Genomic DNA, 16923 nt, shown 5'->3' on the forward strand with positions numbered 1-16923 from the left:
TGTGGCTGGCTCCGGCGTCAGCGACGCCGGGCCGCGACGGCGCCGACGACGGTGAGCCCGGCCCAGAGCAGGGGAGCCCACAGCAGGACGCCGGCGGTGGCGTCGCCGGCGTCGGCGAGGACGCTGCGGGCGGCGACGGCCGTGACGACGGTGGCCGCGGAGACGACGGCGAGCGCGAGGGGTGCCCGGGGGTGGCCGCGGCGCAGGAGTTCGAGGAAGACGACGGCGAGCAGGACGAGGAGCAGGCCGGCGGCGGCGAAACCGGCGAGGGTGAGGGCGACGGTGTCGGCGATGCTCTCGGCGGTGGTGCCGGGGTTGGCGCTGCGCAGCGAGTGCTCGAGGGCGTCCCGGACGGGTTCGCGGTCGAGGAGGACGGCGCCGAGCAGTCCGGCGAAGACGACGAACGACAGGACCCAGGCCGAGACCGCGGCGCCGACGCGCGGTGCGGGGGAGGCGGTGGGGTGCAGCGGGGTGACGGAGAACTCCGGGCGGGGCGGCTGCGGGCGCGTGCTCACCCCGGGATCGTAGCCTCCCGCAATTCTTGTGATCCGAGTCACAAAGGGAACATCGCGGGGCGGTCTGCCGTTGGAGGAAGCAGACAACTTGAGCGTCACAGGCTCAACTTTGACTTGACTCGGGATTCCGGGCGGGTGCAAGCTTGAGTCGACTGCGCTCAGCTGAGCCGATCCGGCTCAGGTTGTGCAAGGACACCTATGCGGCACACCGGTGTGCCGCAGCGAAGAATGGAGAAACACTATGGCTCGTGCGGTCGGTATCGACCTCGGAACCACCAACTCCGTCGTTTCCGTTCTGGAGGGCGGCGAGCCCGTAGTGGTCGCCAACTCCGAGGGATCGCGCACCACCCCGTCGGTCGTCGCCTTCGCCAAGAACGGCGAGGTGCTGGTCGGCCAGCCCGCCAAGAACCAGGCGGTCACCAACGTCGACCGCACCATCCGCTCGGTCAAGCGTCACATCGGCACCGACTGGACCGTGGAGATCGACGGCAAGAAGTACACCTCGCAGGAGATCAGCGCGCGCACGCTCATGAAGCTGAAGCGGGACGCGGAGGCCTACCTCGGTGAGGAGATCACCGACGCCGTCATCACCGTCCCCGCCTACTTCGAGGACGCACAGCGGCAGGCCACCAAGGAGGCCGGGCAGATCGCCGGCCTGAACGTGCTGCGCATCGTCAACGAGCCGACTGCCGCGGCGCTGGCCTACGGCCTGGACAAGGGCGAGAAGGAACAGACCATCCTGGTCTTCGACCTCGGTGGCGGCACCTTCGACGTGTCCCTGCTCGAGATCGGCGACGGCGTCGTCGAGGTCCGCGCGACCTCCGGCGACAACCACCTCGGTGGCGACGACTGGGATCAGCGCGTCGTCGACTGGCTGGTCGAGAAGTTCAAGGCACAGCACGGCGTCGACCTGACCAAGGACAAGATGGCCCTGCAGCGTCTGCGCGAGGCCGCGGAGAAGGCGAAGATCGAGCTGTCGAGCTCGCAGTCGACGTCCATCAACCTGCCGTACATCACTGTCGACGCGGACAAGAACCCGCTGTTCCTCGACGAGCAGCTCTCGCGCAGCGAGTTCCAGAAGATCACCTCGGATCTGCTCGACCGCACCCGCGCGCCGTTCCAGCAGGTCATCAAGGACGCCGGCATCTCCGTCAAGGACATCGACCACGTCGTCCTGGTCGGCGGCTCGACCCGCATGCCCGCCGTGACCGACCTGGTGCGCGAGCTGACCGGTGGCCGTGAGCCCAACAAGGGCGTGAACCCGGACGAGGTCGTCGCCGTCGGCGCCGCCCTGCAGGCCGGCGTCCTCAAGGGCGAGGTCAAGGACGTGCTGCTGCTCGACGTCACCCCGCTGTCCCTCGGCATCGAGACCAAGGGTGGCGTGATGACCAAGCTCATCGAGCGCAACACCACCATCCCGACGAAGCGCTCCGAGACCTTCACCACGGCCGACGACAACCAGCCGTCGGTGCAGATCCAGGTCTTCCAGGGTGAGCGTGAGATCGCGGCGCACAACAAGCTGCTCGGCTCGTTCGAGCTCGGTGGCATCGCCCCGGCTCCGCGCGGCGTCCCGCAGATCGAGGTGACCTTCGACATCGACGCCAACGGCATCGTGCACGTCACCGCGAAGGACAAGGGCACCGGCAAGGAGAACACGATCAAGATCCAGGAGGGCTCCGGCCTCTCCAAGGAGGAGATCGACCGGATGATCAAGGACGCCGAGGCGCACGCCGAGGAGGACCGCAAGCGTCGCGAGGAGGCCGAGGTCCGCAACCAGGCCGAGTCGCTCGTGCACCAGACCGAGAAGTTCCTCCAGGAGAACGGGGACAAGGTCGCCGCCGACGCCAAGAGCAAGGTCGAGGCCGCGATCAAGGAGACCAAGGACGCCCTCGCCGGCACGGACATCGCCGCGGTGAAGACCGCCGTCGAGAAGCTCGCGACGGAGTCGCAGGCCCTCGGTCAGTCCCTGTACGAGTCGCAGGCCGCCGACGCGGGTGCTGCCGCCGGTGACGGCGCGGCTGCCGGCTCGGACAACGTCGTCGACGCCGAGGTCGTCGACGAGCCGACCGACTCGGAGAAGAAGTGACGGCGGAGAAGCCCGAGCAGGAGCCGGTGACCGTCACCGACAAGCGTCGGATCGACCCCGACACCTTCGAGGTTCGCGACCCGGAGACCGGGTCGCAGCCCGTCGGCGGTGCGGACACCGAGGCTCCGGCTGCGGGAGAACACGAGGAGGCCGCACTCGCGGCCGAACCGTCGCCCGAGTCGGCTCAGCTGGCCGAGCGCACGGCGGACCTGCAGCGCCTCACCGCGGAGTACGCCAACTACCGGCGTCGCGTGGAGCGCGAGCGGGTGGTCACGACCGAGGCGGCCAAGGCCTCGGTGGTCACCCAGCTGCTCGACGTCGTGGACGACCTCGACCGGGCCCGCGCCCACGGCGACCTCGAGCAGGGGCCGCTGAAGTCGGTGGCGGACAAGCTGAACGGCGTCCTGTCGGGCCTGGGGCTCCAGCCCTTCGGCGACGAGGGCGACGCCTTCGACCCGGAGATCCACGAGGCCGTGCACATGGAGGGCGACGGCGCGAACCCGGTGCTCGACACGGTGCTGCGCAAGGGATACCGGCTCGGTGAGCGGATCCTGCGGCACGCGATGGTGACCGTGACGGACGCGGGCGACGCACCGGCGGAAAAGCCGGCGTCCGGTGCGGACAACGAGTAAGTACAGGGAAACAGCGAGAGGAGGAGACACCCGGTGAGCCAGAGGGAGTGGATCGAGAAGGACTTCTACAAGGAGCTGGGTGTCTCCTCCGACGCGTCGGCCGACGACATCAAGAAGGCCTACCGCAAGCTGGCGCGGGATCTGCATCCCGACGCCAACCCCGGCGACACCCGGACGGAGGAGCGCTTCAAGGCGGTCAGCGAGGCGTACGCCGTGCTGTCCGATCCGGCCAGGCGCAAGGAGTACGACGAGACCCGGCAGATGTTCGCCTCCGGCGGCTTCGGCGGCGGGTTCCGTCCCGGCGCCGGCAGCGGCGGGTTCTCCGGCGGCACCACCACCTTCGATCTCGGTGACCTGTTCGGTGGCGGCGGCGGTGGGGCCGGTGACGCCGGTCTCGGCGACCTGTTCGGCGGCCTGTTCAACCGGACCGGCGGCGGGGGCGCGCGCACCACGTCGCGGCCCCGGCGCGGGTCCGACGTGGACGCCGAGACCACGCTCGACTTCCGCGACGCGGCCCTCGGCGTCACCGTCCCGCTGCGGCTGACCAGCCCGGCGCCGTGCACCACCTGCCACGGCAGTGGCGCCCGACCCGGCACCAGCCCGCGGGTGTGCCCGCGCTGCAACGGAAGTGGCATCGTCTCGCGAAACCAGGGGGCGTTCGGTTTCTCCGAGCCGTGCGACGACTGCCGGGGCACCGGGTCGATCATCGACGAGCCCTGCACGGACTGTCGCGGCAGCGGCATCCAGAACCGCACCCGCACCATCACGGTGCGGATCCCACCCGGGGTCCGGGACGGCCAGCGCATCCGGCTGGCCGGTCAGGGCGAGGCGGGACTGCGCGGCGCCCCGCCCGGTGACCTGTTCGTCACGGTGCACGTGCGCGCCGACAGGGTGTTCGGCCGCGACGGCGACGACCTGACGCTGGTGCTGCCGGTCAGCTACGGCGAGCTGGTGCTCGGCACCACCGTCTCGGTCCCCACCCTGGAGGGCCGGGTCGGGTTGAAGATCCCGGCCGGTACGGCCGACGGGCGCGTGCTGCGGGTACGCGGGCGCGGCGTCCCCAAGCGCGGGGGCGGCGCCGGCGACCTGCTGGTGACCGTCAAGGTGGCCGTGCCCCAGAACCTCGACGACCAGGCGATCGACGCACTGCGGATCTACATGCACGCGGAGCAGGCGAGCGGCTTCGATCCGCGGGCGGGCTGGGCAGGTGCATGATGAGCGAGAACCGCAACCGGCACGATTCGCCGATGGACCCGGACGCCCGGGTCTATGTGATCTCGGTGGCGGCGGAACTGGCCGGCATGCACGCGCAGACGCTGCGCAACTACGACCGGCTCGGCCTCGTCACCCCGCACCGCACGCGGGGCGGCGGGCGCCGCTACTCCCCGCGCGACGTCGCGCTGCTGCGTGAGGTCCAGCGCCTGTCGCAGGACGAGGGCGTGAACCTCGCGGGCATCAAGCGGATCATCGAGCTGACCAATCAGGTCGAGGCCCTGCAGCAGCGGCTGTCCGAGATGGCAGCCGAGATCGCGCAACTGCACGCGTCGCGCCGCGCGCTGGTGCCGGTGCCGCGCAGCAACGCGCTGGTGGTCTGGAAGCCGAAGCACCAGCGCGACAGGTAGGTGCTCGGCCCCTCCGGCCTCGGTCACCCAATACCGTTGTGGCCGAATGTCACATCGCGTCGATCAGATCGACACGATGTGACATTCGGCCGTTCAGGGCGGTCACGGGCGGTCACGGGCCGTTCAGGCCGGGACGAGCCCGCTGACGTCGGCGAGCAGTTCGAGCGAACGCAGCCACGCCTTGCGCCCGGGCGCCGACGACACCACGATCAGCTCATCGGCCTGCGCGCGCTCGGTGAAGCGGTCGAGGTAGGCACGCGCCTCGGCCGGGGTGCCGACGGCGGTGTACCGCAGCATCTGCAGCACCTGCTGCCCGGCGGGGGCGTCGAGCAGCATCTCGACCTCGTCGTCGGTGAAGGTGCGGCCGCGGCCGAGCATCTGCCGGATGCGCTGTCGCTTGGTGGCCTCGAACAGTGCATTCGCCTCGTCGGTGGTGTCCGCGGCGATCACGCCGACGCCTGCGATGACGTACGGCTCGGCGAGCTGCTCGGACGGCTGGAACTCGCGCCGGTACAGCGCGACGGCGTCCTCGAGCGCCTGCGGCGCGAAGTGCGACGCGAACGCGTACGGAAGGCCGAGCAGCGCGGCGAGTTTCGCCCCGAACAGCGACGAGCCGAGGATGTACAGCGGCACGTCGGTGCCCTTGCCGGGGACGGCGTCGACGCCCGGAATGCGCGACGTGCCGCGCAGGTAGCCCTGCAGCTCGAGCACGTCCTGCGGGAAGCTGTCGGCCGACGACGGGTCGCGGCGCAGCGCCCGCAGGGTGTTCTGGTCGCTGCCGGGGGCACGGCCGAGACCGAGGTCGATGCGGCCGGGATGCAGCGTCTCGAGGGTGCCGAACTGCTCGGCGATGGTCAGCGGCGAGTGGTTGGGCAGCATGATGCCCCCGGCGCCGAGCCGGATCGTGGACGTGTGGGCGGCGACGTGCGCGATCAGCACGCTGGTGGCCGACGAGGCGATGGTCGGCATGTTGTGGTGTTCGGCGTACCAGATGCGGCGGTAGCCCCACCGCTCGGCGCGCTGCGCCATGTCCACGCTCGCGGCGAAGCTGTCGCGCGCGGTTTCGCCGCGGCCGATGTGAGCCAGGTCGAGAATCGATAGTGGTGTGGTCACCTGGATCCTTCGCGTGTCCGGGGCCCGGGTTCGGGATCCGGGCACACGATCGGTCCAACCACACCGGCCGGTCCACTATTCCGTGACGTGCGCCTCGCCGCTCACCGCACCGGGTTCACGTCGGTGGCGGTGCGGGGATCGAGGAGCGTCTCGCCCGCATACCTGCCGAAGCCGCCGCGGTAGAACAACAGCGGTCCGTCGTCGTGCAGCGCGGTCAGCCCCGTCACACGCGCGACGACGATGGTGTGGTCGCCGGCGTCGTGCTCGGCCTCGACGGTGGCCTCGATGCGGGCCAGCGCGCCCGCGATGGCGGGCGCGCCGTTGTCGCCGCGCGTCCAGTCCACGCCGGTGAACTTGTCGCCGCCGCTGACGGCGAACGCCATGCACGTGTCGCGCTGGTCGTGGGCCAGGACGTTGATCGCGAGGGTGCCGATCTCACGGATCTTCGGCCAGGTCCGCGACGTGCGGGCGGGGCAGAACGACACGAGCGGCGGATCCAGGGACACCGACGCGAACGACTGGCACGCGAAACCCAGCGGTTCGCGGCCGTCGTGGCCGGTCACGACGGTGACGCCGGTGCAGAAGTTGCCCAGCACGTCGCGCATCGTCCGGGGATCGAGCACCGTGTGTTCCGCGCTCATAAGGTTCCTCTCGCCGTTCGGTATCTCTCCAGTGTCCGTCATTCCGGCGGCGGGTTGCGACCGGCGTCCGGCGGACCGTGCCGGGGCTTTCAGCGCTGCCGCATGTCCGACGGCGCCCAGTAGGCGCGCATGCTCGTGATCCGGGCCTGGTCGTCGAAGGTCATCACGTCGATCGGCTCGACCTCGTGCACCCGGCCCCCGGTCTCGGTGACGACCCGGAAGTGGAACGCCGCGCACGACCCGGTCACCCGCAGCGCCAGCAGTTCGGTCGCGCGCCGGGAGCCCTCGAGTGCGCGGTAGAACTCGGCGATCGCCGCCCGTCCGGTCCTCGGCGCGGAGCCGACCGGGTCCTCGAGGGTGGCGTCCTCCGCATACAGCGCAGCGATGTCGGCGCCGCTGCCGTCGGCGACGGCCGCCAGATACTCGACGACGGTGGCGCGGATGCGTTCGGCGTGCGTGACGGTGCCGGACGTGGTCATGGCTGCTCCTGTGGGATCGACGGTTCGTCGCGAGACGAGTCGACGCTAGCGGCACCGTGGACCCGGCCGGGGTCGTCGTCCCACGCATCGGGAGGTTGCGGGATCGCGTTTGCGCGCGCTGCGGTGAGCCGGTGGCGACCGCGCCCACGGACGTCCCGGTGGCCGGGAACCCGCCCGCCGGCGTGGTGGAACTGTCCTAGCGTCGTCGGGCATGCGTGCAGTGGGTCGCCTCGGGTCCGAGGCGCGACCCGACCAGGCAGCGACGATGTGAAGGAGAATTCGAAATGGCGACGAGTCCCGTACCGGCCGTGACCCCCGCCCACGACACCACCGTGGATCTGCTGGTGATCGGGTCCGGCACCGGTATGGCCGCCGCGCTCACCGCGCGCGAGCTCGGCCTGTCGGCGCTGATCGTGGAAAAGACCCGGTACGTGGGTGGCTCCACCGCCCGCTCGGGAGGCGCGTTCTGGGTGCCCGCCAACCCGGTGCTGCGCGAGGCCGGTTCGGGCGACACCCCCGAGCGGGGTCACACCTACGTGCGGTCGGTGGTCGACGGCTCGGCGCCGGCCGAGCGCGGCGAGGCGTTCGTCGATCACGGCGCCGCGACCGTCGAGATGCTCCGGCGCACCACGCCGATGAAGTTCTTCTGGGCCAAGGGTTACGCCGACTACCACCCGGAGCAGCCGGGCGGCGCCGCCGTCGGACGTACCTGTGAGTGCCGGCCGTTCGACACGTCGGTGCTCGGCGACGAGCGCGGCCGGTTGCGCCCCGGCCTGATGGAGGCGGGGCTGCCGATGCCCACCACCGGTGCCGACTACAAGTGGCTGAACCTCATGATGCGGGTCCCCCTCAAGGGATTCCCGCGCATCTTCCGGCGGCTGGCGCAGGGTGTGGGCGGCCTCGCGCTCGGCCGGCAGTACGTCGCCGGCGGGCAGGCGATCGCCGCGGGCCTGTTCGCGGGGGTGCTGCGGGCCGGGATCCCCGTCTGGACCGAGACGTCGCTGGTGCGGCTGGTCACCGAGGGCGAGCGGGTGACCGGTGCCGTCCTCGAACAGAACGGCCGTGAGGTGACCGTGACCGCCCGTCGCGGTGTGGTCCTCGCGGCCGGCGGGTTCGACCACGACATGGCCATGCGACGGAAGTTCCAGTCCGACAGTCTCGCCGACAACGAAAGCCTCGGCGCCGAAGGCAACACCGGCGACGCGATCAAGGTCGCCCAGGAGGTGGGCGCCGGCCTCGACCTGATGGACCAGGCATGGTGGTTCCCCGCCGTCGCGCCGACGGCCCCGGGCAAGCCGCCGCTGGTGATGCTGGCGGAACGGTCCCTGCCGGGGTCGTTCATCGTGGACCACACGGGCCGCCGGTTCACCAACGAGTCCTCGGACTACATGTCGTTCGGTCAGGTCGTCCTCGAGCGCGAGCGGGCCGGCGACCCGGTCGAATCGATGTGGATCGTCTTCGACCAGAAGTACCGCAACAGTTACCTGTTCGCGGCGGGGCTCTTCCCGCGCCAGCCCATCCCGGGCTCCTGGTACAAGGCGGGCATCGCGCACCGGGCCACGGATCCGGTCGAGCTGGCGCGCTCGATGGGGATACCCGAGGACGCGTTCGCCGAGACCTTCCGCCGGTTCAACGACGACGCCGCGTCGGGAACGGACTCCGAATTCGGTCGTGGGGGAAGCGCATACGACCGCTACTACGGCGATCCGACGGTCGAGCCGAACCCGAACCTGCGGCCGCTGACCGAGGGGCCGCTCTACGCGGTGAAGATGACGCTGAGCGACCTCGGCACGTGCGGTGGCGTGCAGGCCGACGAGCGGGCGCGGGTGCTGCGCGAGGACGGCAGTGTGATCGACGGTCTCTATGCGATCGGCAACACCGCCGCGAACGCGTTCGGCAACACGTACCCGGGTGCGGGGGCGACGATCGGTCAGGGCCTGGTGTTCGGGTACATCGCCGCGCAGGACGCCGCGAAGGCAGCCGTTCCCGCGAACGGATGACTCGGCAACGGCCTTACCGCTCGCATTCGTCGATCACTGCCCGCACCACGGCGGGCAGTGCCGCGGCGGTGGCGGGCGACAGGCCGACGCCGTAACCGACCTCCGTCACCTCGAGGGTGTAGACCACGACCCGACCCGGGTCGACGCCCAGGATCCGGCTCAGCGCCCACGCCTCGGCGGGACCGAGGCTGTGCGAGCCGGCGTGTCGCGAGCGGCGGGCGAGACTCGCCTCCCCGATCTCGTGACGCCGGATCGCGCCGGGCGGACCGGTGCCGACTGTGGCGTCCACGACGACCGCCAACCGCGTCCCGGCCCACGCGTCCAGCATTGACGTCGGCTCGCCGTCGGAGATCAGGACCCGCCATCCGGGCCGGGACCGGCCGACCTCCCGGGCCGCCGCGGGCCCGACGCCGTCGTCGCGACGGTACTCGTTGCCGACGCCGATCACCACGAAGTTCGTCGCGATCACCCGCGGTCGATCGTGAGGTCGAGGAAGTGTGTGGCACACGAGATGCACGGGTCGTAGTTGCGGATCACCCGTTCGCACAGCGACGTCAGATCGGCATCGGACAGCTCCAGGTGGCCGGCGATCAGCGTGCGCAGATCGTGTTCGACGGCAGCCTGGTTCTGGGAGGTCGGGGGGACGATCACGGCCGAGCGGATCAGTCCGTCGTCGCCGAGCTCGTAACGGTGGTACAGCAGTCCCCGCGGTGCCTCGCTGACACCGTGCCCGGTCGCGGCGCGGGCGGCGACCTCGGTGCCGGGCCGGCCCGGACGCTCGTACCCGGCGATCAGGCGGAGCGCCTCCTCCACCGCATAGACGGTTTCGACGGCGCGAACAACGATGCTGCGAAACGGGTTACGGCACTGCGTCCCCAGTCCCGCCGCGTGTGCCGACTGTCGTGCGGTCTCCGACAGCTGCGCGGAGTTCAGGGTGTATCGGGCCAGGGGTCCGGTCAGGTACCGCCGCCCGTCGAGCCGCGCGTACAGGGCCGTCGAGTGCGGGACCTGGTGTTCGACCACATGGTCCGGGAACTGTGCTGCGGCGAAGGAGGATCCGGTCGACGACCGGATCTGCCCGTCCTCGATGGCGTAGCGGTCCGGCCGGTGCAGGGCGAGCAGGTCGTGATCGAGATCGACCTCGGGAAAGTCGAACCCGGCCACCCAGCGGACCGTGTCGAGCGCGTCGTCGAGGGCGCGGCGCAGCCGCTCGGCGAGCGGGGCGAGTTCCGTGCGGGTCGGTGCGCGATAGAAGCCGCCGATCCGCACGTTGACCGGGTGGATGGGCCGTCCGCCGACCTGCTCGAGGATCGCGTTGCCGGCCTTCTTCAGGGCCAGCCCGCGTTCGAGCGCGCTCCGATGACGCTCGGCGAGGGCGATCGCGTCGGGAAGGCCGAGGAAGTCGGGGGCGTGCAGGAAGTAGATGTGCAGCACGTGGCTGGCGATCCACTCGCCGCAGTAGAGCAGGCGGCGCAGGTTCAGCACCGGCTCGTCGAGCTCGACCCCGCAGGCCTGCTCCAGCGCATTGCAGGCGCTGACCTGGTAGGCGACGGGGCAGATCCCGCAGATCCGGGAGGTGATGTCCGGAGGCTCGCGGAAATCCCTTCCCCGCAGGAACGACTCGAAGAACCGGGGCGGCTCGTAGATGTTCAGCTCCGCGCGCTGCACCCGCCCGTCGCGCACCGACACGTTCAGTCTGCCCTCGCCCTCGACGCGGGCGAGAGCACGGACCGTCAGCTCTCTACGGCTCCCGCTCACGGCGGTGCCTCTCGGCGAGCACGGGGGCGCCGACGTTGAACGTCGCGAAGGCGCGGTCGATGTCGTCGTCGCTCATGCCGCACGTGCGCAGCCACCCGGCCAGCGACGCGATGTTGGGGTCGGTCGTCGGCCCGAAACAGCCGTAGCAGCCGCGCGACTGCGCCGGGCACAGGGCGCCGCAGCCGGAGTGGGTCACCGGGCCGAGGCAGGGCGTGCCGTCGGCGACCATCACGCAGGTCAATCCCCGGCGCTTGCATTCGGTGCACACACTGGTGTTCGGGATGTTCGGCCGGCGGCCGGCCAGGAACGCGGTAATCACCTCGAGCAACTGGCGCCGGTCGATCGGGCAACCGCGCAACTCGAAGTCGACCGGCACGTGCGCCGCGATCGCCGTCGACGTCGCCAGGGTCTCGATGTACTCCGGGTGGGCGTAGACCATCGAGGTGAACTCGGCGACGTCGGCGAAGTTGCGCAACGCCTGGATGCCGCCGGCGGTTGCGCACGCGCCGATCGTGACGAGGGTCCGGGACTGCTCCCGGACCCGGTGGATGCGCGCGACGTCCGCGGCGGTGGTGATCGAGCCCTCGACCAGCGACAGGTCGTACGGACCGTCGTCGACGGCGCTCGACAGTTCGAGGAAATGGGCGATCTGCACCGCCCCCGACAGCGCGAGCAGTTCGTCCTCGCAGTCCAGCACGGACAGCTGACATCCGTCGCACGACGCGAACTTCCACACCGCGAGCTTCGGCCTGTCCATCACAGCTCCCGTACGTGCAGCAGCGGTCCGGCCACCGCGTAATCCAGCACCGGGCCGTCCCGGCAGAGCAGGATCTCGCCGAGCTGGCAGTGCCCGCACAGCCCGATCCCGCACTGCATGTTCCGTTCGAGCGAGACCCGGATATCCGGGGGCCGAATCCCTTTGCCCAGCAGCACCCGGGCCGAGAACCGCATCATCGCCTCCGGCCCGCACAGCAGGGCCGTCGTCCGCGCGGGATCGAGGTCGAGCCGGCTCAGCGGCTCGGTGACGAATCCGACGGACCCGGACCAGCCCTGGACCGGCTGGTCGATCGTCAGCCGGATCTCCACGCCGCCGTCGGCCCAGTCCTGTAGCTCGCGCCGATACAGGATCTCGGCCGGCCGGCGTGCTCCGACCACGAGCACGACGCGCCGGAAGTCGCCGCGCGCGGCCACCGCGCCGAGAACGGCGGCCCGCACCGCGGCCAACCCCACCCCGCCGGCGACGATCACCAGGTCCCGGCCCGTGCACGACTCGAGGTCCCAGCCCACCCCGAACGGGCCGCGCACGCCGACGATCGCGCCGGGCTCGGCGTCGTGCAGGGCCCGGCTCACCGCACCCACCTTCCGCACGGTGTGGACCAGTTCCCCGGTCGTGTCGGTGGGATCCCCGCTGACCGAGAGCGCGATCTCGCCGACCCCGGGGGCGTAGAGCATCATGAACTGCCCGGGCCGGAACCGCGGTCGCGGCGCCCCCAGCGGGGCCAGCGACAGCGTCACCGCATCGGCGGTCTCGACGGTCCGCGAGCGAACCCGGTGGGCGCTGGGCAGCATCGGCGCGCCCGGCGCCGCTGCGGTGTCGTGCGCGAGGTCACCGAACATCGGGACCCGCATACAGGTCCAGCAGTCGCGCCCGGGTGGCCTGCAACCGCTCCAGGAGGGCCCCGAACAGGGCCCGCATCACCGTGTATCCGAACTCGGCGTCGGCCTCGCTCAGCGCCTGCAGCGCCGCGGCGTCCACCTCCAGAGCCGAGGTCGCAGCGGCCGCGACGGCCCCGTAATGCCAGCGGTAGGGCGGCGTCAGCCACGACCATCCCAGGACGTCACCGTCGACGAACGTGTCGAGGGTGACCTGGCCGCGGCCGGGCACCACCGTGTACAGATCCACCCGGCCCTCCTGGAGCAGCCAGCAACTGCGCGCCTCCCCGCCCTCGTGGAAGACGTGCTCCCCGGCGGCGAAGCGGACCGGGTGGGCGAGCGCGGCGATCCGATCCCGCGCCTCCGGGCCCAGCCCCGCCAGAGCCCGGATGCCGTCGAGCGGTGGGGTCGTCATCGGTGCCCGTCCGGTTCGTCGTCGTGGGTGGCGAGCGCGCCGGTGAGGCGGGCCGCCTCCGCGGTGATGTCGATGCCGACCGGGCACCAGTCGATGCAGCGGCCGCAGCCGACACATCCCGAGCTGCCGAACTGGTCGTGCCAGGTGCCGAGCTTGTGCGAGATCCACTGCCGGTACCGGCTCCGGCCGGACGCCCGGACGTCACCGCCGTGGATGTAGGAGAAGTCCGGTTCGAAACAGGATGCCCAGTGCTGCCACCTTCCGGCGTGCCCGTCGGCGAGGTCGGTGACGTCCTCCGTCGACGTACAGAAGCAGGTGGGGCACACCATCGTGCAGTTTCCGCAGGTCAGGCAGCGATCGGCCACATCCTCCCAGACGTCCGCCTCGCGGGCGTCGCGGAGCATCGCCCGCAGGTCGACCTCGGGCATGCTCCGTCCCATCCGGTCGCCGGCCGCCGCCACCGCGTTGCGGGCCCCGGTGGTCTCGTCCGCGGTGGCGTCGCGGTGGGGGAGCAGGTCCAGGATGCGGGCACCCTCGTCGGTCCCGACGTCCACGAGAAAACGGTGTCCCTGCTCGTCGACGCGTTCGGTCAGGCCCAGGTCGTACCCCGGGCCCGCGGCGGGACCGGTGGCCATCGAGGCGCAGAAGCAGACCTCGCCGGGTTCGGTGCAGTTGACTGCGACGACGAACAGCCCGCGGAACCGTCGCGCGGTGGCCCCGTCGGGATGGGCGCCGCGGGTCAGCACCGTGCCCAGGATGCCGATCGCGGCCAGGTCGCAGCCGCGGACGCCGAGGAACGCGTACCGGGTCTCGTCCGCGGGTGGGGGCCGGTAACTGCCGTCCGGCGCGGTCGACCACAGTTGCTGTCGTGCGGGGTGCAGGAACTGCTTCCACGACTGCGGACCCGCGGAATGGCCGAACACGGCGGTGTCGTCGCGTCGCCGGAGCCGATACCGCCCGGGTGCGGTCGACACGCCCCACCCGTCGGGCAGCTCTCGTCCCGACCCGAGCTCGTCGAGCACGATGGCGTCGTCGCGGACGGTGGGGCCGACGACGCGATATCCCTCGGCCTGCAGCACCTCGATCAGCCGGTCGAGGTGGGCGCGGGACAGGATTGCCGGCGTCGGGGGGTCGGCGTGCGAATCCGCAATACCCATGGCAGCTCCCGTGATTCGAACGGTCACGACCCGGCGCAGCCCTCACTCGTCGCGCTGGTGGCCCCCTCGAGTATCGTCGCGGGCGTACCGCCCGGTCAACCGGTCGGCCGTCGCGGCCCGGTCAGTACGGGTCGAACCGGACGTTCTCGGCGGGGGTCCCGGTCTCGACGAGCGTGTGCAGGGTCGCGCGGACCATCGCCGCGGACCCGCACACGAGCACCTGGTGGTCGCCGAACGCCCCGTAGGAGGTGACCACCTCGTCGAGGCTGCCCTCGAGCAGCTCGTCGGGGTGGAACCCGGGATCGCCGACGTGGGCGACGATGCGGTCGTACCACTCGTCGGGGATCCCGGGGTCGTCGACCGACTCGACCACCGGCACCACGGTCAGCCACGGCAGCGTCTCGGCGAGCAGGATCAGCATGTCGGCGGCGTACAGGTCGCGGGGCGTGCGGCCGCCGACGAACAGGAAGGTCTGGGGCGGGTCCGGCCGGCGCGCGACGTCGAGGATCAGCGCCCTCAGCGGGGCCAGGCCGGTGCCGCCGGCCACCATGATCACGATGCGGCCGGAGTCGTCGACGTGCAGGTTGCCGCCCTGCGGCGCGCCGATCGTCCACACGTCGCCGGGCCGGGTGGCGGTGACGATGCTGCCGCTGACCCAGCCGCCGGGGACGGTACGGACGTGGAACTCGAGCTTGCCGTCGAGCGACGGGGGCAGTGCGGGGGAGAGGCGGCGCGGCAGCCGGGGGTGCTGCGGCACGGTGACGTCGACGTACTGCCCGGGCGCGAACGGCACCATCGCGTCGTCGCATTCGAGGCGTACCACCGCGACGTCGTGGCGGAGCCGGTGGTGCTCGACGACGGTCGCCGACCACACCGTGTCGGGGGTGTGCAGGGTCTGTCCGGCCGGCTGCATGGTGTGACTCCCGGTGCTCGAGCGTGAAGGTGGCCCCACTCTAGGGGAGGTAGGCGCCGCACCCGGAATGGAACATGTTCCAATTCTGCCGCCGATGCGGTTATGGTGACGAAGGGTGATCCCTGCCACGTCGAGCCGTCACCACGCCGCCCCATCGATCGGAAGGACGACCATGACCGACGAGTACGCCGACCTGCATCGCCCCGTGTTCACCGCGGACCTGCTCATCACCGCCCTCGAGCGCAGCGCCGAGAAGCCGGCCCTGTACCTCGGCGACGTCGTGCTCACCGGCGGGGAGATGCGCGACGAGATCAGCCGGTTCGGGCAGGCACTCGCCTCGGTCGGGGTGGGGCAGGGATCGTCGGTGGCGATGCTGTCGAAGAACCGCCCCGAGGTTCTCATCTCGATGGGCGCGACGATGGTCGCCGGCTGCCGCAACAGCGCGCTCAATCCCATGGGTTCGCTGTCGGACCACCTCTACATCGTCGACGACGCCGCCATCGAGACCCTCATCTTCGATCCGAACCACTTCGAGGAACGCGCCGCCGAACTGAGGGCACAGGTGCCGACGCTGAAGAACGTCTTCTCCCTCGGCCCGTCGGAGGTCGGCACCGACATCCTCGCCCTGGCCGCACAGTTCACGCCGCAGCGGCTCGTCGCCGCGCCGGTGGCGGCCGAGGACACGTCGAGCATCGTCTACACCGGCGGCACCACCGGCAAACCCAAGGGCGTCATGGGCTCGTTCCGCTCCGGCGCGACGCTCACCCAGATCCAGATGGCCGAATGGCAGTGGCCCGACGAGCCGCGCTTCCTGATCTGCACGCCGCTCTCGCACGCCGGCGCCGCGTTCTTCGTCCCGACGCTGCTGCGCGGCGGATCCCTCTACGTGCTGCCGTATTTCGAGCCGGGCCTGGTGCTCGAGACGATCGAGAAGCACCGCATCAACGCCACCATGCTAGTGCCCACGATGATCTACCTGCTGCTCGACCACCCCGATTTCGACCGCCGCGACCTGTCCAGCCTCGAGACCCTGTTCTACGGCGCGTCGGCGATGTCCCCGGCGCGGCTGCGGGAGGGCATCGAGCGGCTGGGCCCGGTGTTCTTCCAGTTCTACGGGCAGAGCGAATGCGGGATGACCATCTCCGTGCTGCGCAAGGAGGACCACCTCGCCGACGATCCGGAACGCCTCGCCACGTGCGGGCGGCCGGTCCCGTGGCTCGACGTGCGGCTGCTCGACGACGACCTGAACGAGGTGCCGCGCGGGGAGCTGGGGGAGATCTGCGTGCGCGGGCCGCTGGTGATGAAGGGATACCTCGGCAAACCCGCAGAGACCGCCGAGGCGCTGCGGGGCGGCTGGCTGCACACCGGCGACGTCGCCCGGGCCGACAAGAACGGTTTCCTCACCATCGTCGACCGCAAGAAGGACATGATCGTCACCGGCGGATTCAACGTCTTCCCCCGCGAGATCGAGGACGTCATCTCCGCGCATCCGGCGGTCGCGTCCGTCGCGGTCGTCGGCGTGCCCGACGCCAAGTGGGGCGAGGCCGTCAAAGCCTGCGTGGTGCTGCGCGACGGCCGGTCGGTCCGCGCGGAGGAGCTGATCGAGAGAGTCCGCGCCGCAAAGGGTTCGGTGCACGCACCGAAGTCGGTGGACTTCCTCGACGCGCTGCCGCTCACCCCGTTGGGCAAGCTGGACAAGAAGACTCTGCGCGCGTCGTACAGATAGGCGGAACATTCGTTTCGCAACCGAGGCAGGTTGTGCGGCGGGTAGAAACCGACGTCGGATCCTCACGAACACGGACGTCGAGGCTCTACAACTCGCGGCATCCGTAAGTGTTCCGTCCCTCGGAGCTGCAATGAGTTCGGAAATCGGCCCACCGAACACTGGCGTTCGGTTTCGTTCGGGAGGATATTCGAACGGTGGGGATTGCAGTCCGGT

General features: G+C 70.8%; 17 protein-coding genes. 6 read left to right on the forward strand and 11 right to left on the reverse strand.

Going from position 1 to position 16923, the window contains the following annotated elements:
- Positions 1-17: 17 nt before the first annotated feature.
- A complete protein-coding gene (locus A4U64_RS03860) occupies positions 18-515 on the reverse strand; it encodes a hypothetical protein (protein WP_029545573.1) in 498 nt (165 codons plus the stop codon).
- Positions 516-756: 241 nt separating this feature from the next.
- On the opposite strand from A4U64_RS03860, the gene dnaK reads away from it, so the two are divergent.
- Genes dnaK through A4U64_RS03880 form a run of 4 tightly spaced genes read left to right on the forward strand, consistent with a single transcriptional unit; the run spans position 757 to position 4855 of the window.
- Positions 757-2601: a molecular chaperone DnaK gene (gene dnaK / locus A4U64_RS03865; RefSeq protein ID WP_006945114.1), complete on the forward strand. Its 1845-nt coding sequence runs from the start codon at positions 757-759 to the stop codon at positions 2599-2601.
- Positions 2598-3233 carry a nucleotide exchange factor GrpE gene (grpE, locus tag A4U64_RS03870; RefSeq protein WP_006945115.1) on the forward strand — a complete coding sequence of 212 codons (636 nt, stop codon included), beginning with the start codon at positions 2598-2600 and terminating at the stop codon, positions 3231-3233. Before dnaK ends, grpE begins: the two co-directional genes overlap by 4 nt.
- A gap of 33 nt (positions 3234-3266) precedes the next feature.
- Complete coding sequence (dnaJ, locus tag A4U64_RS03875) at positions 3267-4448, forward strand: molecular chaperone DnaJ (RefSeq protein WP_006945117.1); 1182 nt, start codon at positions 3267-3269, stop codon at positions 4446-4448.
- Positions 4448-4855 (forward strand): heat shock protein transcriptional repressor HspR, encoded by a 408-nt coding sequence (locus tag A4U64_RS03880; protein ID WP_006945118.1) that lies wholly within the window; start codon positions 4448-4450, stop codon positions 4853-4855. Before dnaJ ends, A4U64_RS03880 begins: the two co-directional genes overlap by 1 nt.
- Before the next feature lie 123 nt (positions 4856-4978).
- On the opposite strand, the gene A4U64_RS03885 is transcribed toward A4U64_RS03880, so the two are convergent.
- The 3 genes from A4U64_RS03885 to A4U64_RS03895 form a co-directional block, all read right to left on the reverse strand.
- Positions 4979-5968, reverse strand: coding sequence for an LLM class flavin-dependent oxidoreductase (locus tag A4U64_RS03885; RefSeq protein WP_043796671.1), 990 nt, complete (start codon positions 5966-5968; stop codon positions 4979-4981).
- Positions 5969-6069: 101 nt separating this feature from the next.
- A complete protein-coding gene (locus tag A4U64_RS03890; protein ID WP_029545566.1) occupies positions 6070-6609 on the reverse strand; it encodes a flavin reductase family protein in 540 nt (179 codons plus the stop codon).
- A gap of 89 nt (positions 6610-6698) precedes the next feature.
- The gene (locus A4U64_RS03895) at positions 6699-7088 is read right to left on the reverse strand and encodes a nuclear transport factor 2 family protein (protein WP_043796674.1); all 390 of its coding nucleotides are present in this window, start codon (positions 7086-7088) and stop codon (positions 6699-6701) included.
- A 284-nt stretch (positions 7089-7372) separates the two neighbouring features.
- On the opposite strand from A4U64_RS03895, the gene A4U64_RS03900 reads away from it, so the two are divergent.
- Positions 7373-9088 (forward strand): 3-ketosteroid-delta-1-dehydrogenase, encoded by a 1716-nt coding sequence (locus tag A4U64_RS03900; protein ID WP_065922212.1) that lies wholly within the window; start codon positions 7373-7375, stop codon positions 9086-9088.
- A gap of 13 nt (positions 9089-9101) precedes the next feature.
- On the opposite strand, the gene A4U64_RS03905 is transcribed toward A4U64_RS03900, so the two are convergent.
- The 7 genes from A4U64_RS03905 to A4U64_RS03935 all read right to left on the reverse strand — a co-directional run bounded on the left by A4U64_RS03905 (position 9102) and on the right by A4U64_RS03935 (position 14984).
- Positions 9102-9557: a hydrogenase maturation protease gene (locus tag A4U64_RS03905; protein WP_065922213.1), complete on the reverse strand. Its 456-nt coding sequence runs from the start codon at positions 9555-9557 to the stop codon at positions 9102-9104.
- Positions 9554-10846 (reverse strand): Ni/Fe hydrogenase subunit alpha, encoded by a 1293-nt coding sequence (locus A4U64_RS03910; protein ID WP_065922214.1) that lies wholly within the window; start codon positions 10844-10846, stop codon positions 9554-9556. Before A4U64_RS03910 ends, A4U64_RS03905 begins: the two co-directional genes overlap by 4 nt.
- Positions 10830-11603 (reverse strand): oxidoreductase, encoded by a 774-nt coding sequence (locus A4U64_RS03915; RefSeq protein WP_065922215.1) that lies wholly within the window; start codon positions 11601-11603, stop codon positions 10830-10832. The genes A4U64_RS03910 and A4U64_RS03915 overlap by 17 nt, the downstream gene beginning before the upstream one ends.
- A complete protein-coding gene (locus A4U64_RS03920) occupies positions 11603-12463 on the reverse strand; it encodes an FAD/NAD(P)-binding protein (protein ID WP_065923403.1) in 861 nt (286 codons plus the stop codon). Before A4U64_RS03920 ends, A4U64_RS03915 begins: the two co-directional genes overlap by 1 nt.
- A complete protein-coding gene (locus A4U64_RS03925; protein ID WP_006945149.1) occupies positions 12453-12914 on the reverse strand; it encodes a Crp/Fnr family transcriptional regulator in 462 nt (153 codons plus the stop codon). Before A4U64_RS03925 ends, A4U64_RS03920 begins: the two co-directional genes overlap by 11 nt.
- Positions 12911-14071 (reverse strand): 4Fe-4S dicluster domain-containing protein, encoded by a 1161-nt coding sequence (locus tag A4U64_RS03930; RefSeq protein ID WP_006945151.1) that lies wholly within the window; start codon positions 14069-14071, stop codon positions 12911-12913. The genes A4U64_RS03925 and A4U64_RS03930 overlap by 4 nt, the downstream gene beginning before the upstream one ends.
- Before the next feature lie 121 nt (positions 14072-14192).
- Positions 14193-14984: an FAD-binding oxidoreductase gene (locus A4U64_RS03935; RefSeq protein ID WP_043796686.1), complete on the reverse strand. Its 792-nt coding sequence runs from the start codon at positions 14982-14984 to the stop codon at positions 14193-14195.
- 172 nt (positions 14985-15156) lie between these two features.
- Between A4U64_RS03935 and A4U64_RS03940 the strand changes: the two genes are divergently transcribed.
- A complete protein-coding gene (locus tag A4U64_RS03940) occupies positions 15157-16710 on the forward strand; it encodes an AMP-binding protein (RefSeq protein ID WP_065922216.1) in 1554 nt (517 codons plus the stop codon).
- Positions 16711-16923 lie beyond the last annotated feature (213 nt).

The sequence above is a fragment of the Rhodococcus sp. WB1 genome (assembly GCF_001700945.1).
In the GTDB taxonomy this organism is placed as follows: Bacteria; Actinomycetota; Actinomycetes; order Mycobacteriales; family Mycobacteriaceae; genus Rhodococcus; species Rhodococcus aetherivorans.